The organism is Pseudomonas sp. MDV22-iso1, from assembly GCF_058145095.1.
Genome location: NZ_JBYVMF010000014.1, coordinates 151,677 through 172,955, shown reverse-complemented (window position 1 = coordinate 172,955; position 21,279 = coordinate 151,677). Strand labels below are relative to the sequence as shown.

Annotated in this window: 20 protein-coding genes, 1 pseudogene and 1 riboswitch; of the genes and pseudogenes, 12 read left to right on the top strand and 9 right to left on the bottom strand. The window is 59.6% G+C overall.

The genetic code is table 11. From position 1 onward, the window contains the following. The first annotated feature begins 179 nt into the window (after nt 1–179). The 6 genes and pseudogenes from AC3ZVB_RS17390 to fabI all read left to right on the top strand — a co-directional run bounded on the left by AC3ZVB_RS17390 (nt 180) and on the right by fabI (nt 8,359). Nucleotides 180–1,994: an extracellular solute-binding protein gene (locus AC3ZVB_RS17390; RefSeq protein ID WP_490147262.1), complete on the top strand. Its 1,815-nt coding sequence runs from the start codon at nt 180–182 to the stop codon at nt 1,992–1,994. Beyond that, on the top strand, nt 1,991–3,832 hold the full coding sequence (locus tag AC3ZVB_RS17385; protein WP_490147260.1) for an extracellular solute-binding protein: 1,842 nt from the start codon (nt 1,991–1,993) through the stop codon (nt 3,830–3,832). The genes AC3ZVB_RS17390 and AC3ZVB_RS17385 overlap by 4 nt, the downstream gene beginning before the upstream one ends. Before the next feature lie 4 nt (nt 3,833–3,836). Further along, a pseudogene (locus AC3ZVB_RS17380) lies at nt 3,837–4,904 on the top strand (microcin C ABC transporter permease YejB); the annotation flags it as partial. A 7-nt stretch (nt 4,905–4,911) separates the two neighbouring features. Further along, nucleotides 4,912–5,931 (top strand): ABC transporter permease, encoded by a 1,020-nt coding sequence (locus tag AC3ZVB_RS17375; protein WP_490147259.1) that lies wholly within the window; start codon nt 4,912–4,914, stop codon nt 5,929–5,931. A gap of 1 nt (nt 5,932) precedes the next feature. Then, on the top strand, nt 5,933–7,543 hold the full coding sequence (locus AC3ZVB_RS17370; RefSeq protein ID WP_490147258.1) for an ABC transporter ATP-binding protein: 1,611 nt from the start codon (nt 5,933–5,935) through the stop codon (nt 7,541–7,543). Nucleotides 7,544–7,564: 21 nt separating this feature from the next. Then, nucleotides 7,565–8,359 carry an enoyl-ACP reductase FabI gene (gene fabI, locus AC3ZVB_RS17365; protein ID WP_008152082.1) on the top strand — a complete coding sequence of 265 codons (795 nt, stop codon included), beginning with the start codon at nt 7,565–7,567 and terminating at the stop codon, nt 8,357–8,359. 158 nt (nt 8,360–8,517) lie between these two features. Here the strand turns inward: fabI and AC3ZVB_RS17360 are convergent, their stop codons facing one another. Next, the gene (locus AC3ZVB_RS17360; protein WP_490147257.1) at nt 8,518–9,396 is read right to left on the bottom strand and encodes a LysR family transcriptional regulator; all 879 of its coding nucleotides are present in this window, start codon (nt 9,394–9,396) and stop codon (nt 8,518–8,520) included. A gap of 107 nt (nt 9,397–9,503) precedes the next feature. Here AC3ZVB_RS17360 and AC3ZVB_RS17355 point away from each other — a divergent pair, with 107 nt between their 5' ends. Continuing rightward, nucleotides 9,504–9,929, top strand: a complete 426-nt coding sequence (locus AC3ZVB_RS17355; RefSeq protein ID WP_490147256.1) for a VOC family protein — start codon at nt 9,504–9,506, stop codon at nt 9,927–9,929. 18 nt (nt 9,930–9,947) lie between these two features. Here AC3ZVB_RS17355 and AC3ZVB_RS17350 read toward each other — a convergent pair whose 3' ends face one another. The 6 genes from AC3ZVB_RS17350 to AC3ZVB_RS17325 form a co-directional block, all read right to left on the bottom strand. Further along, on the bottom strand, nt 9,948–10,562 hold the full coding sequence (locus AC3ZVB_RS17350; RefSeq protein ID WP_194693268.1) for a GGDEF domain-containing protein: 615 nt from the start codon (nt 10,560–10,562) through the stop codon (nt 9,948–9,950). A 74-nt stretch (nt 10,563–10,636) separates the two neighbouring features. Continuing rightward, a complete protein-coding gene (locus tag AC3ZVB_RS17345) occupies nt 10,637–11,215 on the bottom strand; it encodes a hypothetical protein (protein WP_162436791.1) in 579 nt (192 codons plus the stop codon). A gap of 1 nt (nt 11,216) precedes the next feature. Then, nucleotides 11,217–13,385, bottom strand: coding sequence for a xanthine dehydrogenase family protein molybdopterin-binding subunit (locus tag AC3ZVB_RS17340; protein ID WP_490147255.1), 2,169 nt, complete (start codon nt 13,383–13,385; stop codon nt 11,217–11,219). Between the two features lie 24 nt (nt 13,386–13,409). Further along, nucleotides 13,410–13,865 carry a (2Fe-2S)-binding protein gene (locus AC3ZVB_RS17335; protein WP_490147254.1) on the bottom strand — a complete coding sequence of 152 codons (456 nt, stop codon included), beginning with the start codon at nt 13,863–13,865 and terminating at the stop codon, nt 13,410–13,412. A 203-nt stretch (nt 13,866–14,068) separates the two neighbouring features. Beyond that, the gene (locus AC3ZVB_RS17330) at nt 14,069–15,247 is read right to left on the bottom strand and encodes an NnrS family protein (protein ID WP_490147253.1); all 1,179 of its coding nucleotides are present in this window, start codon (nt 15,245–15,247) and stop codon (nt 14,069–14,071) included. Then, the gene (locus AC3ZVB_RS17325) at nt 15,223–15,471 is read right to left on the bottom strand and encodes a transmembrane sensor/regulator PpyR (RefSeq protein WP_490147252.1); all 249 of its coding nucleotides are present in this window, start codon (nt 15,469–15,471) and stop codon (nt 15,223–15,225) included. Before AC3ZVB_RS17325 ends, AC3ZVB_RS17330 begins: the two co-directional genes overlap by 25 nt. A 289-nt stretch (nt 15,472–15,760) precedes the next feature. Between AC3ZVB_RS17325 and AC3ZVB_RS17320 the strand changes: the two genes are divergently transcribed. Next, on the top strand, nt 15,761–16,594 hold the full coding sequence (locus AC3ZVB_RS17320; protein ID WP_162436796.1) for an AraC family transcriptional regulator: 834 nt from the start codon (nt 15,761–15,763) through the stop codon (nt 16,592–16,594). Nucleotides 16,595–16,634: 40 nt separating this feature from the next. Here AC3ZVB_RS17320 and AC3ZVB_RS17315 read toward each other — a convergent pair whose 3' ends face one another. Next, entirely contained in the window at nt 16,635–17,222 is a 588-nt protein-coding gene (locus AC3ZVB_RS17315) for a LysE family translocator (protein ID WP_490147251.1), read from the bottom strand. Between the two features lie 166 nt (nt 17,223–17,388). Here AC3ZVB_RS17315 and AC3ZVB_RS17310 point away from each other — a divergent pair, with 166 nt between their 5' ends. The 3 genes from AC3ZVB_RS17310 to AC3ZVB_RS17300 all read left to right on the top strand — a co-directional run bounded on the left by AC3ZVB_RS17310 (nt 17,389) and on the right by AC3ZVB_RS17300 (nt 19,772). Then, on the top strand, nt 17,389–18,009 hold the full coding sequence (locus AC3ZVB_RS17310; RefSeq protein WP_490147250.1) for a LysE family translocator: 621 nt from the start codon (nt 17,389–17,391) through the stop codon (nt 18,007–18,009). Between the two features lie 61 nt (nt 18,010–18,070). Beyond that, a complete protein-coding gene (locus AC3ZVB_RS17305; protein ID WP_490147249.1) occupies nt 18,071–19,153 on the top strand; it encodes a bifunctional transcriptional activator/DNA repair enzyme AdaA in 1,083 nt (360 codons plus the stop codon). A 1-nt stretch (nt 19,154) separates the two neighbouring features. Then, on the top strand, nt 19,155–19,772 hold the full coding sequence (locus AC3ZVB_RS17300) for a DNA-3-methyladenine glycosylase family protein (RefSeq protein ID WP_490147248.1): 618 nt from the start codon (nt 19,155–19,157) through the stop codon (nt 19,770–19,772). Nucleotides 19,773–19,914: 142 nt separating this feature from the next. Here the strand turns inward: AC3ZVB_RS17300 and mntP are convergent, their stop codons facing one another. Next, nucleotides 19,915–20,484, bottom strand: a complete 570-nt coding sequence (gene mntP, locus AC3ZVB_RS17295; protein ID WP_490147247.1) for a manganese efflux pump MntP — start codon at nt 20,482–20,484, stop codon at nt 19,915–19,917. Next, nucleotides 20,483–20,660: riboswitch (yybP-ykoY riboswitch) on the bottom strand. Its footprint overlaps the gene before it by 2 nt. 169 nt (nt 20,661–20,829) lie before the next feature. Between mntP and AC3ZVB_RS17290 the strand changes: the two genes are divergently transcribed. Continuing rightward, on the top strand, nt 20,830–21,234 hold the full coding sequence (locus AC3ZVB_RS17290; RefSeq protein WP_490147246.1) for a PaaI family thioesterase: 405 nt from the start codon (nt 20,830–20,832) through the stop codon (nt 21,232–21,234). Nucleotides 21,235–21,279 lie beyond the last annotated feature (45 nt).

The window sequence follows — 21,279 nt, the reverse complement described above, 5'->3', positions numbered from 1 at the left end:
CTGCCACCGTGGCGCATTGACGCCTCGGCTTGGGCGAGTCCATCCAATTACAGGTCTCGCTGCATGAATTAAGGCGTCATTAATCTCCGTCTTTTTCCTGCCCATACAAGCTGTTACTGTACGGACCACAAAGCCCAAGCCGCCTGGATCGGATCTCTGACTTGAAGCGTCCCCTCCTCCTGCTCCTGATCAGCCTGGCCTTGAGCTCCACCGCAAGCGCGACGATCAGCGAAAGCCATGGTTATGCGCAGTTCGGCACGCTCAAGTACCCGGCCAGATTTACCCACTTCGATTGGGTCAACCCGCAAGCGCCGAAAGGCGGTACGTTGCGGGTGATGGCGTTTGGCACCTTCGATACGCTCAACCCCTACACCTTCAAGGGCTCAAGCCCGGTTTCCACGCCGAACTTCCCACAATATGGCATCAACGAGCTCAACGAGCCGCTAATGGTCGGCACCGGTCAGTACGCGCCCTCCGGTGACGAACCAACCTCCAGTTACGGCTTGATCGCCCAAACGGTGGAATACAGCGAAGACCGCAGCTGGGTGGTGTTCAACCTGCGCCCTGAAGCACGCTTTCACGACGGCTCACCGATCACCGCGTACGACGTCGCGTTTTCCTACCGGCTGCTACTCAAGGAAGGGCATCCGCAGTACCGCACCAATCTCCAGGAAGTGTTGCGGGTCGACATCCTCAACCCGCATCGCATCCGGTTCGTCTTCAAGCGCGCCGGCAATCCTTTGCTGATCCTGCGCCTGGGCGAGTTACCAGTGCTGCCACAGCACTACTGGAAAGATCGTGATTTCAAGGCCACCACCTTCGAACCCCCGCTGGGCAGCGGACCTTATCGCATCACCTCGGTCACTCCGGGGCGCCAGCTTATATTCGAGCGGGTCAAGGATTACTGGGGCAAGGACCTGCCGGTCAATCGCGGCAAATACAACGTCGATCGCATGGAGGTCGAGTTCTACCGCGACAGCGACGTCGCCTTCGAAGCCTTCAAGGCCGGTGAATTCGACATCTACATCGAACACCAGGCGAAAAACTGGGCAAACGGCTACCGCTTCCCGGCCGTCACCCGGGGCGACGTGATCAAGGCACAGATCCCGCACCAGATCCCGACCCAAAGTCAGGGCCTGTTCATGAACACCCGTCGGGCAACGCTCAATGACCCCAAGGTCCGCGAAGCATTGGGGCTGATGTTCGACTTCGAATGGACCAATCGCACGTTGTTCAGCGGCGCCTACAAGCGCGCCATGAGCTACTACCCCAACAGCGAGTTTTCCGCCACCGGCCTGCCGGTCGGCCATGAATGGTTGATGCTCAAGCCCTACCGTGACCAGTTGCCGGCAAGACTCTTCACCGAGCCCTTCAGCCTGCCCCAGACCGATGGCCGCGGTATCCCGCGGGACACGTTGCGCAGGGCGTTGAGCCTGCTCGCTGAAGCGGGCTGGAAACTCAATGGCCAACGCGTGCAGAACGCTGCCGGCCAACCGCTGCGGCTGGAGATTTTGCTGGTCAACCCCAACCTGGAACGCATTCTTCAACCCTATGTCGAAAACCTCGCCAGCATCGGCATCGATGCCCGGCTACGCACGGTTGATCGCGCCCAGTACAAACAACGCCTGGATCAGTTCGATTTCGACATGATCCTGATAACCCTCAATCAGACACTGAGCCCGGGCCTGGAGCAATGGCAGTACTTCCATTCGAGCCAGGTCGGGGTCAAGGGCAGTAAAAACTACGCGGGGATTGCCAACCCCGTTGTCGACCATCTGCTTGAGCAATTACTCGCGGCCCAGACCCGAGACGAACAAGTAGCCGCCGGCAAAGCCCTGGACCGGGTGCTGTTGTGGCAGCACTACATCATTCCCAACTGGTACCTCAATTATCACCGCCTGGCCTACCGCAACCGGTTCGCCTTTGTTACCACGCCGCCCTACACCCTGGGCCTGAGCGCGTGGTGGCTGAAATCTTCGGAGAAGGATCGATGAAACCCGTACGTGCCTTGCTCTTGCAGGCCAGCGGTCTGTTGTTTGCCGGACTGGCCTGCGCCGCCCCGCAACACGCCCTGACCTTGTACAACGAGCCGCCGAAATACCCCGCTGACTTCAAGCATTTCGATTACGTGAACCCGGACGCCCCGAAAGGCGGGATTTTTCGGCAGGCGGGATTTGGCGGCTTCGACAGCCTTAATCCGTTCATCAGCAAAGGTGTCCCGGCCGATGACATCGGCATCATCTACGACACCCTGGCCAAACAGGGGCTGGATGAACCGTTTACCGAATACGGCCTGGTCGCCGGCAAAATCGAAAAAGCCCCGGACAACAGCTGGGTGCGTTTCTACCTGCGCCCGGAAGCACGATTCCACGACGGTCACCCGATTCGCGCCGAAGACGTGGTATTCAGCTATGACATGCTGACCAAAGAAGGTGCGCCACTCTATCGCGGCTACTACAGCGACGTCGCGGAAGTGGTCGCCGAAGACCCGCTGACGGTGCTGTTCAAATTCAAGCACAGCAATAACCGCGAACTTCCGTTGATCCTCGGCCAATTGCCGGTCCTGCCCAAGCATTGGTGGGCCACCCGGGATTTCAACAAGGGCAACCTGGAACTGCCGTTGGGCAGCGGTCCCTACAAAGTCAGCCAAGTGAAGGCCGGACGCTCGGTGCGTTATGAACGGGTCAAGGATTACTGGGGCAAGGACCTGCCGGTCAACCGTGGTTTCTATAACTTCGACGTCATGACCACCGATTACTACCGCGACAACACCGTGGCCCTTGAAGCCCTCAAGGCCGGGCAGTTCGATTACTGGCTGGAGATGACCGCGAAAAACTGGGCCAACGCCTACAACATCCCGGCGGTCACCGAAGGTCGATTGATCAAGGAACAGATCCCCAACGGCAACCCCACCGGCATGCAGGGCTTCGTGTTCAACCTGCGCCGCCCGGTATTTCAGGACGTGCGCGTGCGCCAGGCCCTGACGCTGTTGCTGGACTTTGAATGGACCAACAAGCAACTGTTCAACGGCGCTTATGCGCGCACCCGCAGCTACTTCGAAAATTCGGAGATGGCCGCCACGGGCCTGCCGGACGCCGATCAGCTGGCAATCCTCGATCCGTTCCGCGGCAAGATCCCCGACCAGGTATTCAGCGAGGCGTTCCAGAACCCGGTGACTGATGCCAGCGGCATGATCCGCGCCCAGCAACGCAAGGCCTATCAACTGCTGCAGGAGGCCGGCTGGAGAATCGTCGACGACATGATGGTCGACGCCACGGGTAAACCGGTGACCATTGAATTCCTGCTGGCCCAGACCGAATTCGAGCGCGTGCTGCTGCCATTCAAGCGCAACCTCAGCGACCTCGGTATCGATCTGGTGATCCGTCGGGTCGACGTCTCCCAATACATCAACCGCGTGCGCTCCCGGGACTTCGACATGATCGTTGGCGGCTTCCCGCAGTCCAACTCGCCGGGTAACGAACAGCGCGAATTCTGGATGTCGGCCGCCGCCGACAAGCCCGGCAGCCGCAATTCCATGGGCCTCAAGGACCCGGTGGTGGACCAGTTGGTCGAGCAGTTGATCAATTCCGATTCGCGCAACAGCCTGGTGGCTCACGCCCGCGCGCTGGACCGCGTGCTGCAATGGGGCTACTACGTGATCCCCAACTGGCACATCAAGACGTGGCGCGTGGCTTACTGGAACCATATAGGCCATCCGAAAATCTCACCCACGTACGATGTCGGCATCAACACCTGGTGGATCAAGCCCGACGCGAAACCGGCGATAGAGATCGAAACCAAACTGCAAACCGACGCTGCGGGCACGGAGTAATCAGATGCTGGCGTATATTTTTCGGCGACTGCTGCTGATCATTCCGACGTTGCTCGGCATTTTGCTGATCAACTTCGTCATCATTCAGGCTGCACCGGGTGGCCCTGTAGAGCAGATGATCGCCAAGCTCGAAGGCTTTGAAGGCGCCACCAGCCGCATCGCCGGCGGTGGTGCGGAAGTGTCGGTCGCCGGCTCGGCCTACCGCGGTGCCCAAGGCCTGGACCCGGCGCTGGTCAAGGAAATCGAGCACATGTACGGCTTCGACAAATCGGCGCCGGAACGCTTGTGGATCATGATCAAGAACTACGCCACGCTGGATTTCGGCGACAGCTTCTTCCGGGACGCCAAGGTCATCGACCTGATCAAGGAAAAGATGCCGGTGTCGATTTCCCTGGGCCTCTGGAGCACGCTGATCATGTACCTGGTGTCGATCCCGCTGGGGATCGCCAAGGCCACTCGACACGGCAGCCATTTCGACGTCTGGACCAGCTCGTTGATCATCGTCGGCTACGCGATTCCGGCGTTCCTGTTTGCCATCCTGCTGATCGTATTGTTCGCCGGCGGCAGTTACTTCGACTGGTTCCCGCTCAGGGGCCTGACCTCGAACAACTTCGACGAACTGAGCATGGGCGGCAAGATTCTCGACTACTTCTGGCACCTCGCGCTGCCGGTGACGGCCCTGGTGATCGGTAACTTTGCGACCATGACCTTGCTGACCAAGAACAGCTTCCTCGATGAAATCAACAAGCAATACGTGGTCACGGCCAAAGCCAAGGGCCTGACGAACCATCGCGTGCTTTACGGTCACGTGTTCCGTAACGCGATGCTGCTGGTGATCGCCGGCTTCCCGTCGGCGTTCATCGGGATTTTCTTCACCGGCTCATTGCTGGTGGAAGTCATCTTCTCGCTCGACGGTCTCGGGCTGATGAGTTTTGAAGCGGCGATCAACCGCGATTACCCGGTGGTGTTTGGCACGCTGTTCATCTTTACCCTGTTGGGGTTGGTGGTGAAATTGATCGGCGACCTCACGTACACCTTTGTCGATCCGCGCATCGACTTCGAAAGCCGGGAGCATTCAGATGAATCTTTCCCCGCTCAATCGACGACGTTTCGAACTCTTCAAAGCCAACAAGCGTGGCTGGTGGTCACTCTGGCTCTTTCTGGTGCTGTTCGGCCTGAGCCTTGGTGCTGAACTCATCGCCAACGACAAACCGCTGGTGGTGCACTACGACAACGGCTGGTATTTCCCGGCGCTCAAGCGCTACCCGGAGACGACCTTCGGCGGCGAATTTCCGCTGGAAGCAAACTATAAAAGTCCCTACATCCGCGAACTGCTCAAGGCCAAGGACGCCTGGGTGCTGTGGGCGCCGATCCCCTATAGCTACCAGAGCATCAACTACGACCTGAAGGTGCCAGCTCCGGCGCCGCCGTCGGCCGACAACCTGCTGGGCACTGATGATCAGGGCCGCGACGTGTTGGCCCGGGTGATTTACGGCTTCCGGATTTCGGTGCTGTTTGCCCTGACGCTGACCGTCCTCAGCTCGATCATCGGTGTGATCGCCGGCGCCTTGCAGGGGTTCTATGGCGGTTGGGTCGACCTGGCCGGTCAGCGCTTTCTGGAGATCTGGTCCGGGCTGCCGGTGCTGTACCTGTTGATCATCCTCGCCAGCTTCGTCCAGCCGAACTTCTGGTGGCTGCTGGGGATCATGCTGCTGTTCTCCTGGATGAGCCTGGTCGACGTGGTACGCGCCGAATTCCTGCGCGGCCGCAACCTTGAGTACGTCCGCGCAGCCCGTGCCCTGGGGATGCAGAACGGTGCGATCATGTTCCGCCACATCTTGCCCAATGCCATGGTGTCGACCATGACGTTCATGCCCTTTATTCTGACCGGCGCCATCGGCACCTTGACCGCACTGGATTTCCTCGGCTTCGGTTTGCCGGCCGGCAGCCCGTCACTGGGGGAGCTGGTGGCACAGGGCAAATCCAACCTGCAAGCGCCGTGGCTAGGCATGAGTGCCTTTGCCGTACTGGCGTTGATGCTAAGTCTGCTGGTATTTATCGGTGAGTCCGCTCGCGATGCCTTCGACCCGAGGAAGTGAAATGAATCAGGACAATCTGATCGAAGTACGCGACCTCTCCGTCGAGTTTGTCGTAGGAGAGCGCTGTCAGCGCGTGGTTGAAGGTGTCAGTTTCGATATCAAGCGCGGTGAAACCCTGGCACTGGTGGGTGAAAGCGGCTCCGGAAAATCCGTGACGGCCCACTCCATCCTGCGGTTGCTGCCCTACCCGCTTGCCCGGCATCCCTCCGGGACCATCGAGTATTCGGGACAGGACCTGCTGAGCCTGAAAGAAAAAACCATCCGGCATATCCGCGGTAACCGGATCGCGATGATCTTCCAGGAGCCGATGACCTCGCTCAATCCGCTGCACTCGATCGAGAAGCAGATCAACGAGGTGCTGGGCATCCACAAAGGCCTGGTCGGTAAAATCGCGACGAAACGAACCCTAGAATTGCTGGAAATGGTCGGTATTCCAGAACCGCACAAGCGCCTCAAGGCGTTGCCCCATGAATTGTCAGGCGGGCAGCGGCAGCGCGTGATGATCGCCATGGCCCTGGCCAATGAGCCGGAACTGCTGATCGCCGATGAACCGACCACTGCACTGGACGTGACCGTTCAGCTGAAAATCCTCGAATTGCTCAAGGAATTGCAGGCGCGCCTGGGCATGGCGTTGCTACTGATCAGTCACGATTTGAACCTGGTGCGAAGAATTGCGCATCGAGTATGTGTCATGCAGCGCGGTTGCATCGTCGAACAGGCATCCTGCGAAGAGTTGTTCCGCGCGCCGCAGCATCCGTACACTCGGGAACTGCTGGCAGCGGAGCCCAGCGGCAAGCCGGCGACCAATGTTATCGGCCCGCCATTGCTGCAGGTCGAGGACTTGAAAGTCTGGTTTCCGATCAAGAAAGGCTTGCTGAAAAAGACGGTCGATCACATCAAGGCGGTGGACGGAATCAACTTCAGCCTGCCTCAAGGCCAGACCTTGGGAATTGTGGGGGAAAGCGGTTCCGGCAAGTCGACACTGGGTCTGGCGATTTTGCGGTTGATCGGCAGCAAAGGTGCGATCCGTTTTGAAGGCAAGCAGCTAGACTGCCTGACGCAGCAACAGGTTCGACCGCTACGGCGGGAGATGCAGGTGGTGTTTCAGGACCCGTTCGGCAGCTTGAGTCCTCGGATGTGCGTAAGCCAGATCATCGGCGAAGGCCTGCGGATCCACAAGATGGGCACCGAGGCTGAACAGGAGCAAGCGATTATTGCAGCACTCAAGGAGGTAGGCCTGGACCCGGAAACCCGGAACCGCTACCCCCACGAATTTTCCGGTGGACAGCGGCAGAGAATCGCCATTGCCCGGGCATTAGTGTTAAAACCGGCGCTGATTCTGCTGGACGAGCCAACCTCGGCGCTCGACCGGACAGTGCAACGCCAAGTGGTGGAGCTACTGCGTTCACTGCAAACCAAGTACAACCTGACGTATCTGTTTATCAGCCATGACCTGGCTGTCGTCAAAGCGCTGAGCCACCAGCTGATGGTGGTCAAGCATGGCCAAGTGGTCGAACAGGGAGACGCGCAAAGTATCTTTGCCGCCCCCCAACATCCGTATACACAGCAGTTGCTGGAAGCCGCTTTCCTGGCACCAGCCACTGCGCAATAACCTGAAAGAGAGGAGCAACACATGGGTTTTCTCGCCGGTAAGCGCGTACTGATCGTCGGTGTCGCCAGCAAGCTGTCCATCGCATCCGGCATCGCTGCCGCCATGCATCGCGAGGGCGCTGAGCTTGCCTTCACTTATCAGAACGACAAACTCAAGGGTCGTGTCGAAGAGTTCGCACAAAGCTGGGGTTCGAACCCGGACCTGTGCTTCCCGTGCGACGTGGCCAGCGATGAAGAAATCGCCAAGGTCTTCGTTGAATTGGGCAAGAAGTGGGACGGCCTGGATTGCATCGTGCACTCCGTTGGCTTCGCACCGGGCGACCAGCTGGATGGCGACTTCACCGAAGCCACCACCCGTGAAGGATTCCGTATCGCTCACGACATCAGCGCCTACAGCTTCGTGGCCTTGGCCAAAGCCGGTCGCGAAATGATGAAAGGCCGCAACGGCAGCCTGCTGACCCTGTCGTACCTGGGCGCTGAGCGCACCATGCCTAACTACAACGTCATGGGCATGGCCAAAGCTTCCCTGGAAGCTGGCGTGCGTTACCTGGCCGGCTCCCTGGGCCCGGACGGCACCCGCGTCAACTGCGTCTCGGCAGGCCCGATCCGCACCCTCGCCGCTTCCGGCATCAAGAACTTCCGCAAGATGCTGGCCGCCAACGAAGCGCAAACTCCGCTGCGTCGTAACGTCACCATCGACGAAGTCGGCAACGCGGGCGCCTTCCTGTGCTCGGACCTGGCTTCGGGCATCAGCGGCGAAATCATGTACGTAGACGGCGGTTTCAACACCACCGCCATGGGCAGCCTCGAAGAGTAATCTTCAGCTCGCCAATGAAAAAACCCGCCTCTTCTGGCGGGTTTTTTTACGCCTGCAATTTACCGGACAACACAACTCCCTTGTGGGCGAGCCTGCTCGCAATATCGGTATGTCATTCAGCATGTATGTCGCCTGGCAAGCCACTATCGCGAGCTGGCTCACTCCTGCAGGGTGGCTGATTCGCCTCTCAGGCACTGCGCAAACAATTGCTGGATCGGCTGCATACGATGGCTGTACCGCTGCAACAACACCATCTCCCGATAAAACGTCAGTTCGCCCAACGGGATCACCCTGACCTTAGCGCCATACTCCAGCCACAGCCCGGCCCGAGGCAGCAACGAAACGCCCAGCCCGCACTCGACCATTTTCACGATGGCCTCCAGCTCATCCAGCTCTAGAGCACTCTGCACGTCGATCCGCTGCTCACGCAAAAAGCGCGTCACCAGGCGTCCGCCGAACGAGTTACGGTCATAGCGCACATGGGGATGGTCAGTGAGTAACTGCAATGGGTCATCTCCCGGCAGATCGAGCGGAACAATCAGGACAAAAGGCTCCCGCCGAATAACCTGCGCCGACAGTTCCTTGGGCAGTTCGAACGGCGGTTTGATCAGGATTGCCAGGTCCACTTCTCCCGTGTCCACCTGACTCAATAAGTTCAGCGATACCCCTGGCACCAGTTTCGGTTCCAGCTGGGGCGCCTGTTGCCGTAAACGCAGTAATGCCTGTGGCAGCAATCCGGTTTGCGCCGTCGCTACCGCCCCGATTTTCAGCTCTCCCCGGTATTCGCTCACGTCATCGCTGATCGCCATGCGGCTGAACGTGTCGAGCATGTCCCTGGCCATCGGCAACGCGCGCAGCCCCGCCGCATTTAGCAGTGCCTGGCGCCCCGTGCGATCGAACAGGCGAATACCCAGTGCCTGCTCGAGATTACGAATCTGCGCGCTGACCGCCGACTGGGTAAGGCCGATGTGCATGCCCGCCGCGGCAAAGGTGCCGTAGCGCGCGACAGCGAGGAAGGTTTTCAGCTCTCGTAACATTGGCGTCTCGACTGATCGAAATAATTCATGCTCGGCGCAAAAACTATCGTCTTTCAAACACAATTCACAGAGATAAACTCAGCGTTCACTCTATCGAGATCCAGCGCATGTCTCTTTCTCCTTTTCACCTGGCCATCCCGGTTTACGACCTCGCCGCCGCGCGCCATTTTTACGCGGCCGTGTTCGGGCTGGAAGAAGGCCGTTCCAGCGATCATTGGGTCGACTTCAACTTCTTCGGCCATCAGCTTGTGATCCATCTGGCGCCGATGAATGCTTCCCAGGAAGCCGCCCACACCAATGCCGTCGACGGCCACAACGTGCCCGTGCCGCATTTCGGCGTGGTATTGGGGATGTCGGAATGGGAGGCCCTGGCCGAGCGTTTGCAATCCCTGGGCACGCGCTTCGTGATCGAGCCCGGCATCCGATTTCAGGGGTTGGTGGGCGAGCAGGCCACAATGTTCCTGTTCGATCCTTGCGGTAACGCACTGGAGTTCAAGGCCTTCAAGGACATCGATCAGCTGTTTGCCAAATGAGTGAGAGACGCAGGACGCTTAAAACCGGACCGATCCCTGGTGCCGTGCAAGATCAATCGCGGCCATCAGGCCATCAACAGTGCCGTGAGTCTCAGGATCGAATTCGATTTGTTCAATGCTGAAGCGAATGTCGTAACCAGGGTGCGCGGTGGCAAGGCGCTCATCGAGCATTTCCTGAACCCTCGCCCTGATACCGGCGATTTCTACCGCAGACGAGCCGGCCAACAGCACCGCGAACTCATCACCGCCTACGCGTCCAACCACGTCACTTTCGCGAAAGGCGATACGCAAAACATCGGCAAAGGATTTCAGGGCTTTGTCGCCCTCGCCACGCCCGTACACGTCGTTGATCTGGTTGAAATAAGTCAGGTCGAATAGCAGCAACGTCGCCGGTTTCTCCAGCTGCTGACAGGCATCCAGCCACAACTGGGCCAGAACCAGAAACCCGTGAAGGTTCGTCAGCAGGGTCAACTCGTCCATGCTTGCCATTTGCACCGCCGTTAGCTGTTGCTCGAACGAACGTGCCAGCTCTCTCATCCGTTCCCGATCTTGCACTGCATTTTCGAGAACACTGCGTTCGCATGAGAGCTCTGTGTGAGCACCGGATTTACCCGGTTTTCCTGAAACGACCATCAGTCACTCCGCAGGAGGGTATATACATTAGAGACCCCCTTTCCCGGTATGACTCACTATTTTGCTACCGCTGGTCAGATCCCCTCGACGGGGCAAGGCCCTCCTGCATCAGCCCAAAGCTTGAACTGGGCGACAAAAATGTCGTGTGGTACCGGTACCGGCGCTCGTCCTGCACCAGGGTTCCAGCCCCATAGCACCAGCTTGTCATCGCTGACATGTTTGATCAGCGCCGCAAAATCCCGATCGCCATTGCTGGAACGGTCCTTGATCATCGCGCACAGTTTGTCTGCCGGAAGTCCGATCCAGGCCATTTTGTGCGCTGCTGGCGGCAGGCTCCAATGCGGTGCTCCAGGCGGTGCATTGGGACCGTAACTGGCCGGCGGATTGGCTTCCGCATGGCAGGTAGCACAGGGCAAACCCGCCGCGCCCTTGCCATCCATGCCACGGACCACATTCATGGCGTGGGGAACGCCGGCGTCGAACTGCAGTGGAGAATCGCCGGGAATGTGGCAGTTTTGGCAACGGGGGCTCTGGAAGACTTTCTGCACCGTCTCGAACGCCTTCAAGGCTTCTTTATCGTCGGCGAACAGGTCTTCGGCATACGCTGCCAGGCCGAACAGAATCACCGCACCCAGTACCAGATGTCGTCTCATCTCACACCCCCGACAGTTGCAGCGGCAGTTCCCGCAGCCGTTGCCCGGTCAATGCGAATACCGCATTGGCCACCGCAGGTGCCGTGGGCGGTACCCCCGCCTCGCCAATGCCTCCGGGCTTTTCGGTACTGGGCACGATGTGCACTTCGACCACGGGCATTTCGTTCAGGCGCAGCACTTGATAGTCGTGGTAGTTGGACTGCACCACTTTGCCGTCCTTGAACGTCAGTTTGCTGTGCAACGCAAACCCCAGGCCGAAGGTGATGCACGATTCCATCTGCGCCGCGATGCTTTGCGGGTTGACCGCAATCCCGCAGTCCACCGCACAGACCACGCGATGCACACGGATCGCCAGGTTGTCCTGGGACACTTCGGCCACTTGCGCGACGTAGCTGCCGAACGACTCATGCACCGCCACGCCCAGCGCATGGCCGTCCGGCAGCGGCGCTGTCCAGTTGGCTTTTTCGACGGCGAGGTTGAGCACGCCGAGATGCCGTGGGTGGTCCTTGAGCAAAGTGCGTCGATAGTCGACCGGGTCCTTGCCCGCCGCCTCGGCCAATTCGTCGATCAGCGACTCCATCACGAACGCCGTATGACTGTGTCCGACCGAACGCAACCACAACACGTTGATGCCGGTTTTCGGCGAATGCAGCTCGACCTGATGATGCGCCAGACCTTCGAGATAGGGACTGTCCGCCACCCCTTCGACCGAGGTTTTGTCGATGCCACCCTTGACCATCGCCTCTTCGAGCATCGTACCGGCCATGATCGATTGCCCGACCATGACATGCTTCCACGCAATGGGCATCCCGCCAGCATCCATGCCGATACGCGCCTGATGCACAAACGCCGACCGGTAGTAGCCGCCACGTATGTCGTCTTCTCGCGACCATACGGTTTTCACCGGACCACCTGCGGCTTTGGCGACCTCCACCGCTTCCGCGACGAAATCCGAGGTCGGGTTGGCTCGCCGACCAAACCCGCCGCCGAGAAATTCGGTGTGAATAATGACCTGCTCAGGCTTCAGCCCGGTGATTTTTCCGGCGATCATTTGATCCAGTGTCTGAAACTGCGTACCCGTCCAGATCTCGCATTTGTCCTGGGTGATTTTCACGGTGCAGTTAAGCGGCTCCATCGGAGCGTGGGCCAGGTAAGGCACGCTGTATTCGACGTCGATCGTTTTCGCCGCCTTGCCCAGCGTGCCCTCGGCGTCGCCGGCCGTGCTGGCCGGCAGCCCTGTGGTGCCCGCGAGCTTGCGGAAACTCTCCAACAGTTTTTGGCTGTCGAGGCCGGTGTTCGGGCCCAGGTCCCAATCGACCTTGAGTGCATCGCGGCCCAGTTTCGCGGCCCAGTAATGATCAGCGATGACGGCGACACCGCTGGGTACCTGCACCACTTTGTGCACACCCGGAATCGCCAGCGCCTCGGCGCCTTCGAAGGATTTGACGCTGCCGCCGAACACCGGCGAACGCGCGACCATCGCCGTCATCAGGCCTTCGAATTGCACGTCGATGCCGAACCTGGCCCGCCCGGTGATTTTCTCTGGCGTGTCCAGCCGTTTAGTGGGCTTGCCGATCAGTTTCCAGTCCTTGGCTTCTTTGAGTTTGATCGAAGCAGGGTCGGGCACGGGTAGCTTGCCGGCGTCGTCCGCCAGCTCGCCATAGGTGGCGCGGTTGTCGCCTGAGATGACCACGCCGGACTCGGTACGAATGGCCGAAGGCGCTACGCCGAAACGTTCGGCTGCTGCGTCGATCAGCATTAACCGGGCAGCCGCGCCGGCCTGGCGGTAACGGTCGAATTCCATCCAGGTCGACGTTGACCCACCCGTAATCTGCATCCCGCCAAACCCGGCCAGGCCATAATCGGCAGCAGAGGCCGGAGAGTGTTCGACGATGATTGTCGACCAATCGGCATCCAGTTCCTCAGCGATCAGCATGGTCAGGCCGGTCCAGATGCCCTGGCCCATTTCCGAATGCCCGAGCAGTACCGTGACGCTGTTGTCATTGCCGATTCGCAGAAAAGCATTCGGTGCAAACACGTTCCCCTGGTTCTCGGCGCCCGTCGCGAACCGGTGGGCACCGGGGATGACGAACGCCACCACCAGCCCGCCACCCAACACGACGCTGCCTTTGAGAAATCCACGCCGCGATAACGGATTGAAGCTGTTCATTGCTCACCCTCCCTCACCGAGGCATCAACCGATTTGTGCAGCGCGTTTCACCGCCGCACGAATGCGCGGATAGGTACCGCAGCGGCAGATATTGCCGGACAGCGCCTGGTCGATATCGGCGTCAGTGGGCTTGGGGATTTTCGCCAGCAGCGCGGCGGCCGACATGATCTGACCGGACTGGCAATAACCACACTGGACCACATCGAGCTCGGCCCAGGCTTGCTGGACCGGATGCGAACCGTCGGTGGACAACCCTTCGATGGTGAGAATTTTCTGCCCATGGGCCACGGCGGTGGCGGGCGTGATGCATGAGCGCAGCGGCGCGCCGTCAACGTGCACCGTACAGGCGCCGCACTGAGCCATGCCACAGCCGAATTTGGTGCCAGTAAGGTGCGCGACATCGCGCAGGACCCACAGCAGCGGCATGTCCGCGGGGACATCCAGCACCTGGTCCTTGCCATTGATATTCAGGGTCAGCATTGCGGTTACCTCAGACTCACGGGGACGCGTTTTTTCGGTGGGAGCACGCGTTGCTCCTACCGCACGGCGCGTCTTTGCGCGCCTGGTTCATCCCTTACAGCTAAGCGCAAATTGCCGAACCGGACTGGCGCATCGACCACCGGTCACGCAGTCACTGTCCTGAGGCAAGCGCAGAGTGGCGTTTTGCGCTTGCACCCATGTCGCTAAACCCTTGGCCCCAGCAAGATGCCGGTATAGCGCATCAGGAACAGCCCGAACGCAACACACCAGAGCAACGCCGAGATGCCCAGGCCGACAGTGGAAAACGGCACCAGCAAGACGCGACAGACCGCACCAATGGACAGCAAGGCGAATCCAAGGATGATTGCCTTCGATGGCTGCAACGGTCGCCCTGTATGACCGAGACTGACCCGTGCAATCATCGCCAGGATCAAACCGCCGATTCCTCCCACCGCCAGCGAATGCGTGGCGAGGCTTTGTTGTGGCATCAGCCCCGCATGCCACAGCGCCATCGCCAGCGCTGCAACCACCAGCCAGGCATAGGCAAGGTACAGCGACCAGAGCAACGGCACACGCCAGATACCCCGGTCGTACCAGCGCCAGAGCCGCAGCAGATGCAAACCGCCCATCAGCCCAAACAAAACGGCGAGCCAGCGGTTGGGGACGTTGTCCAACCCTGCGGCAAACGACAGCGCCGCCAGCATCCCACCGAGTAGTAATCCTTTGAACAGCCAGGGTTGCGCCACTGAGGCGGTGGGGCGATTCAAACCTCTTTGAATGAAGAACGGAATCACCCTACCGCCGATCACGCTCATCAGCGCGCCGATTAACCACAACGCCGCCAGTACGCCCCGCCGTTGCAGGTCGACATCCTCGGTGGAGATCCCCACCAGCGTCATGGCCTGGCAACCCGCGAGCAAGGCGATCACCAGCAGAATCGGATAGTTGTCGCGTTTGCCGGCAGCGATCAACTCGCGCCCCAACACCCACGCCAGTAACGGCAGAAACGGGATTTGCAACGCAATCAAGACCACCGACGGCATCGGCAGCCACCAAGCGAGTCGCGCCGTCAGCCACACCAGCAAAAGACCGATAAGCGGCCGGCCGTGCAGACCTGGACGCCCGGTCCAGTTCGGCACTGCCGTTAACAGAAATCCGCCAATGATCGCCGAAGCGAACCCGAACGGCATCTCATGCCGATGCCAGACCAGCATGCCGCCCACGGGTTGCGCCGCTGGAAACCAGCCGTATAGCCACAGGCCCCAGACCGCAACGGCAATCGCCGCAAACCCCGCGCCGGCCAGAAAGAACGGCCGAAACCCCAGCGTGAACACCTGCGCCCTGGCGAACTTGCGCGTCACACTCCAGCTCCGACCGGGCATTGTCCCAGCCGATGCTGGGACAGCAGACGCATGACGTAGCCGATTTTGAGCAAGGTCGGGCCGATGATCGTCATCGCGTGCAACGACACCAGCGCGACGATGGGCAAATGACCGTCGTACAGATAGGCGCCGTAAATGCCAGCGAGCAACAGTGCAAGACCTGCGCCCAGTACGCGATTCGCCAGCTGAAGAACATTGTGGGGATTGGTGAAGAAGTCGAACATTTTTCGGTACTCCTGAAGTCGTTCAGTTGTACCGGGGATGTATCAAGAGCCGTGCCAGGTGTTAAGCCCTTTTAAATCAATGAGATCAGAGGCTCGATGTCATTTAGACCATATTCAACAAGAGTCTTTATGACATCATTTCGAGTCATTACGACTCCATAATGATGAATCTGACGAGGGATCACGCATCACAAAACGGATGCAAAAAACTCGACATCAACGCGCCGGGACGAGCCTTTGACGGCGAGAACAAATACACTCAGGCGCTGACCTGCCGAGGACCCCGAGCATGAAGCACGCCGTTGCCAAAGACGCAGACAAGGCCCCGCGCTTCTGGCGCGATGACGCCCTGCCCTTCATTGAAGCCCGCTCCATCGCTGACGGGCGCGAGGTCTGCTACACGCGTCATTCTCACGAACACTTTTCGATCGGCGCCATCACCGCCGGGCGCAGCACCTACATTCACGAACAAGCCCGGTTTCAGGTCAGCGCCGGCACCGTCGTGCTGATGAATCCCGGCGATGTCCATGCGTGCAATCCGATCGACGACGAACCGTGGTCGTATCTGATGCTGTACATCGACACCGCGTGGCTCACTGATCTGCAGCACCAACTGGGCTTCAGCTCCGACTTGGCGTTCCGCCGTTTTTCCATCACCCATGACCGCGACACCCAGCTATTCGACGGACTGGTGGCGCTGCATGAGGTGTTGGTGGACACGTCGCAAGACCACCTGCAAAAACACAGCACAGTGGTGGAGTTTTTTACCGAGGTGCAGCAACGGTTCAACCCGGCCGAGCAACCGCTACGCGAACCTAACTTCAAGCTGGAGCGGGCCGCCGAATTCATTCGGGATAACTGTACGCAATTGCTCAAGCTCGAAGACATTTGCGCAGCCGCGCAGCTGTCGCCGTCCTACCTGATCCGTGCATTCAAGCAACACTTCGGCATGACGCCCCACGCCTTCCTGGTCAACCGACGCATCCAGTTCGCCCAGGAGAGACTGCGCAGCGGCAAACTGATTGCCGACGTCGCCCTAGAGGCGGGCTTCGCCGACCAGGCCCACTTTCAACGCGCGTTCAAACAGCACCTGGCCGCCACGCCGGGGCAGTATCGCGGGTGACGTAGGTCTGCAGGGTAAATTGAGCGCTCTGCAGGCAAGATCAAGGCAACAACAAATACCCCGCACTCACCGCCAACAACGCCGCCATTCCCCGGTTGAACATCCGCATACCCGCCGGGTTGTTCAGGTAGCCGCGCAAAAACGTCCCCGCATAGACCCAGCAACCGACGGACACATAGCAGATCACCAGATACACCGCCGCAAACTGCCAGATCAATCGCGCCTCGCCATCGGCAACAAAAGCCCCCATGCCCGCCACACAAGCCAGCCACGCCTTGGGGTTGAGCCACTGCATGACGGCACCGTAGAGCATTGACGGCGCCTGGCCCGAATCCTTCGCATCGAGACGCCCGTCATCGGCGGCCAGTTTCCAGGCCATGAACAACAAAAACGCTACACCCGCCAATTGCACAAACCGGGTTAGCCCCGGCCAGATCTGCAGCACTTCGTGCAGCCCCAAACCCATCAACACCAGCAACAACACGAACCCCAGTGTCGCGCCGGCAACATGCCGCTGACTGGCGCGAAAACCAAACCGCGCACCGGAACTCAACGCCACGATATTCACCGGCCCCGGCGTTATCGAAGCCACCAATGCAAACGCCGCCATGGAAACAATCAGACTCATCACACCCTCTTCAATTCAGTGGTACCCGCCATGACGGTAAGGTGCGACTGAATGCCTGTATTGAACAAAACACCCCTCACCTGTACCGCGACGACCGTCAATCACTGTACGGGTCGGCCGCCAAACGACCATGGTAAAAATACTCTTCTTGCTTCTGGAGCCGATCATGGACCTCGCCACCCTCTCCCTCTTTCTTCCCGCCTGCTTCGCGCTGAACATGGCGCCGGGTCCGAACAATCTGTTGTCGGTCAGCAATTCCACCCGTTACGGCTACCGCACCGCGTGCATGGCGGGCCTGGGTCGGCTGCTGGCGTTTGCCGGAATGATCGCCCTGGCGTCTGCGGGATTGGCGGTTGTGCTGCAAACATCCGAACTGTTGTTCTATGGGATCAAGATTCTGGGTGCGGCCTATCTGTTCTACCTCGCCTGGCAACTGTGGCGAGCCGACTCTGGCACTGAAAACGTCGTACAGGGCGCGCCCGTCGGGCTTTTAGCGCTGGCACGGCAGGAGTTTCTGGTCGCGGCCGGCAACCCGAAAGCGATCCTGATCTTCACCGCATTCCTGCCGCAGTTCGTCAATCCGACCCAGGCGATCACGCCACAATTCGCCGTGCTGGGCGCGCTGTTCCTGGTCCTCGAATGGATTGCCATCGCTGCTTATGCCTATATGGGTCTGCACATGCGCCGCTGGTTTGCCAAACCCAGTGGCAAACGGATCTTCAACCGCTGCTGTGCAGGTTTGCTCTCGGCGGCCGCATCGGTGTTGCTGATGGCACGCCGGGCCTGATGAGGAATTCTCTGTCGATTTTCCGGTGGAGACACTGACCGACGCCCCCTATGCTCACGTCATGAACCTACAAAACACTTTGCTTCCGCCCCACGCCGAGATGGTTCGCGCCATGCTCGAACGAGACACCTCCTACGAGGGAGTGTTTTTTACGGCCGTCAAAACCACCGGCATCTTTTGTCGGCCCAGTTGTACGGCGCGCAAGCCAAAACCGGAGAACGTCGAGTTCTTCGCTCATGCCGATGAATGCCTGTCGGCGGGTTATCGCGCTTGCCTGCGCTGCAAGCCTCTGGATGCTGCCGCCATTGCGCCGGACTGGGTGCAAAAACTGCTCACCTGCGTCGACAGTGATCCCGACCAGCGTTGGACCGATGCCCAACTACTGGCCGAAGGCGTGGAGCCGCTGAAGCTGCGGCGCTGGTTCAAACAGCATTTCGGCATGACCTTCCACGCCTGGCTACGTACCCGGCGTCTGGGCATGGCGTTGGGCGGGATCAAACAGGGCGATTCCATAGATAACGCCGCGTTCGACTCGGGTTATGAGTCCCTGAGCGGTTTCCGCGATGCCTTCCAGAAGTCCTTCCACATCACCCCCGGCCGCGCGGCCCATAGCGAACCGCTGCTGTTCACCCACCTGACCACCCCGCTGGGGCCGATGATCGCCATGGCTGAACAGCGAGGGTTGGTGCTGCTGGAGTTTCTTGATCGACCGGCGCTGACGCGGGAAATCCAGGCTCTGCAGAACCGCCACGGCTATGCCGTCGCACCCGGACACAATGCTCACTTGCAGCAAATCGAAGCAGAACTGGCAGCCTATTTCGCTGGAAAGCTGACCGAGTTCAAAGTCCCGCTGCACCTGCCCGGCAGCGAGTTTTTCAGGCAGGTCTGGGCCGAACTGGCGAAAATCCCTTATGGCAAGACGAGCACCTACGGCACCATCGCTGCGACGCTGGGCAAGCCCGGCGCCAGTCGTGCGGTGGGCATGGCGAACGGGCAAAACCGCCTTTCGATTGTCTTGCCCTGCCACCGGGTCATCGGGGCGGATGGCTCGTTGACGGGCTATGGTGGAGGACAACCGCGCAAGGCATTTTTGCTCAGGCTGGAAAATGCTGCGCTACAGATCACTCGACAACTTGCGTTCTGACATGCCCGATCCCTACCTGCCCGCGAGCGTTTTTCTGTCGTCCATCGATGACGACTGGCGGCGACACATTGCCGCCATCGGCCCTTGCCTGCATCAACCACACCCGGCACGCGATCCATATGAATCGCTGGTGCGGGCCATTGCCTATCAGCAACTGCACGCCAAAGCCGGCGACGCCATTCTCGGACGATTACTCGCGTTGTTTCCCTCGAGCTCTTTTCCGAGGCCTGAACAGATGGTGGCGACCGGGTTCGATCAGCTGCGCAGTTGCGGATTCTCGGCCAGCAAGATCACGACCATTCAAGGCATAGCCCAGGCAGCGTTAAGCGGTGTGGTACCGGACTACACAACGGCGTTGGCGATGGACGACGAGGCGCTGATCGAGCGCTTGATCACATTGCGCGGGGTCGGTCGCTGGACCGTTGAGATGCTGCTGATTTACAGCCTGGAACGCCCGGATATCTTGCCGGCGGATGATTTCGGTGTTCGTGAAGGCTACCGACGTTTGAAAGGGTTGGAGGTGCAGCCGACGCGCAAGCAGATGATCGAAATCGGCCTGGCGTGGCGCCCCTATCGCACAGTCGCGGCCTGGTATTTGTGGCGGGTGCCTGCCAGATAGACCAACTGCGAAATCTGCATAGGAGCCCTGTAGGAGCTGCCGAGTGAAACGAGGCTGCGATCTTTTGCTTTTGTTTTTTAAGATCAAAAGATCGCAGCCTCGCTTCGCTCGGCAGCTCCTACGGGGCCTGGGGTTCGCAGGCTTAAACCGACAAATGCTCGTACAAGATCGTCGCGCCGACGATGATCAACACCACGCCACCCAGAATTTCAGCACGTTTGCCCATCACGCTACCGATGACGCGGCCCAGCATCACACCGATCGTCACCATGGTCAGGGTCGCCAGGCCGATCAGTCCGGCCGCCAGCCAGATGTTGACGTCCACAAACGCCAGACCTACACCCACGGCCAATGCATCAATGCTGGTGGCAAATCCCGTGACGGCGAGCAGCCAGAAACCATGTTGCTTGGGCTTCTCGACCTCTTCTTCGGGCTCTTCGTCTTTCACCCCGTTATGGATCATGTGCAATCCGAGCAGCAGCAACAGGGCGAAAGCGATCCAGTGGTCCCAACTGGCCACGAATTGCGAGGCAGCCTGGCCAATAAACCAGCCGATAATCGGCGTGATGGCTTCGATCACGCCGAAGATCAGGCCGACACGCAAGGCTTCGAGAAATTTGGGTTTGTGCAGGGCCGAGCCTTTACCGATAGCGGCCGCGAAGGCATCGGTGGACATGGCGAAGGCGAGGAAAACAAGAGAGGCTGGGTTCACGCTGTAGTACCGGTCGGGCTTGAGTCCACGACATATCCGCGCGCCCGACTTCAGCGCAGGTATGTCGATGGTCTCACCAACCAGAAGGTGCCCGCACCACGGCATGTTGCCGAGAATGTTGATACGGGCGCTTGCGACGAATCGCAAACAGGCTACTCCCCAAAGAGGCGCGCAGGGTAACCGGTGGGATGTGAAAAAATCATGAATAGCTGGCCTGAGTCGCAACGAACAGATGAACAGATGAACACATTCACCACAAATCCAACGGCACATCACCCTCCTTTATAGACAATGACACCCTAAGAACCCAGGCGCATCTTGGCTCCTCATTCGGAGGGATTCGTCATGCTGAACACGCTCAAACAGATCAACTCAACCTCAGCGTTCAATCGTTGGGCCGGGCTGGAAGTCACCCGTGCGCAGAGCGGTGAAGTGGAACTGACCATGGCCTTTCGCGAAGCGGACATGGCGCAATATTCAGGGTTCCTCCACGCGGGCCTGATCGGCGGCTTGCTCGACACGGCCTGTGGTTTTGCAGCAGGAACGGTGGCGGGCAGCGTGCTGGCTTCGCATTTTTCGGTCAATTGCCTGGCGCCTGCCATCGGCGAAGTGTTCATCGCCCGGGGCCAGGTGGTGAAGGCTGGAAAGAAGCAGGTGTTCGCTCGCGCCGAGCTGTTCGCACAAACCGGTGATCAATTGAAACTGGTGGCGACGGGCGACGCGATTCTGGTGCCGGTCGAGGAGCGCTGAGGGTCTAAGCTGTCCCGGTGAGTTGAAGAACTACCGGAGGTTTCC

Coding starts and splice junctions, on each gene's coding strand:
- AC3ZVB_RS17385 (WP_490147260.1), top strand. CDS start 1,991: ATGAAACCCGTACGTGCCTTGCTCTTGCAGGCCAGCGGTCTGTTGTTT.
- AC3ZVB_RS17375 (WP_490147259.1), top strand. CDS start 4,912: ATGAATCTTTCCCCGCTCAATCGACGACGTTTCGAACTCTTCAAAGCC.
- AC3ZVB_RS17370 (WP_490147258.1), top strand. CDS start 5,933: ATGAATCAGGACAATCTGATCGAAGTACGCGACCTCTCCGTCGAGTTT.
- fabI (WP_008152082.1), top strand. CDS start 7,565: ATGGGTTTTCTCGCCGGTAAGCGCGTACTGATCGTCGGTGTCGCCAGC.
- AC3ZVB_RS17360 (WP_490147257.1), bottom strand. CDS start 9,396: ATGTTACGAGAGCTGAAAACCTTCCTCGCTGTCGCGCGCTACGGCACC.
- AC3ZVB_RS17355 (WP_490147256.1), top strand. CDS start 9,504: ATGTCTCTTTCTCCTTTTCACCTGGCCATCCCGGTTTACGACCTCGCC.
- AC3ZVB_RS17350 (WP_194693268.1), bottom strand. CDS start 10,562: ATGGTCGTTTCAGGAAAACCGGGTAAATCCGGTGCTCACACAGAGCTC.
- AC3ZVB_RS17345 (WP_162436791.1), bottom strand. CDS start 11,215: ATGAGACGACATCTGGTACTGGGTGCGGTGATTCTGTTCGGCCTGGCA.
- AC3ZVB_RS17340 (WP_490147255.1), bottom strand. CDS start 13,385: ATGAACAGCTTCAATCCGTTATCGCGGCGTGGATTTCTCAAAGGCAGC.
- AC3ZVB_RS17335 (WP_490147254.1), bottom strand. CDS start 13,865: ATGCTGACCCTGAATATCAATGGCAAGGACCAGGTGCTGGATGTCCCC.
- AC3ZVB_RS17330 (WP_490147253.1), bottom strand. CDS start 15,247: ATGCCCGGTCGGAGCTGGAGTGTGACGCGCAAGTTCGCCAGGGCGCAG.
- AC3ZVB_RS17325 (WP_490147252.1), bottom strand. CDS start 15,471: ATGTTCGACTTCTTCACCAATCCCCACAATGTTCTTCAGCTGGCGAAT.
- AC3ZVB_RS17320 (WP_162436796.1), top strand. CDS start 15,761: ATGAAGCACGCCGTTGCCAAAGACGCAGACAAGGCCCCGCGCTTCTGG.
- AC3ZVB_RS17315 (WP_490147251.1), bottom strand. CDS start 17,222: ATGAGTCTGATTGTTTCCATGGCGGCGTTTGCATTGGTGGCTTCGATA.
- AC3ZVB_RS17310 (WP_490147250.1), top strand. CDS start 17,389: ATGGACCTCGCCACCCTCTCCCTCTTTCTTCCCGCCTGCTTCGCGCTG.
- AC3ZVB_RS17305 (WP_490147249.1), top strand. CDS start 18,071: ATGAACCTACAAAACACTTTGCTTCCGCCCCACGCCGAGATGGTTCGC.
- AC3ZVB_RS17300 (WP_490147248.1), top strand. CDS start 19,155: ATGCCCGATCCCTACCTGCCCGCGAGCGTTTTTCTGTCGTCCATCGAT.
- AC3ZVB_RS17290 (WP_490147246.1), top strand. CDS start 20,830: ATGCTGAACACGCTCAAACAGATCAACTCAACCTCAGCGTTCAATCGT.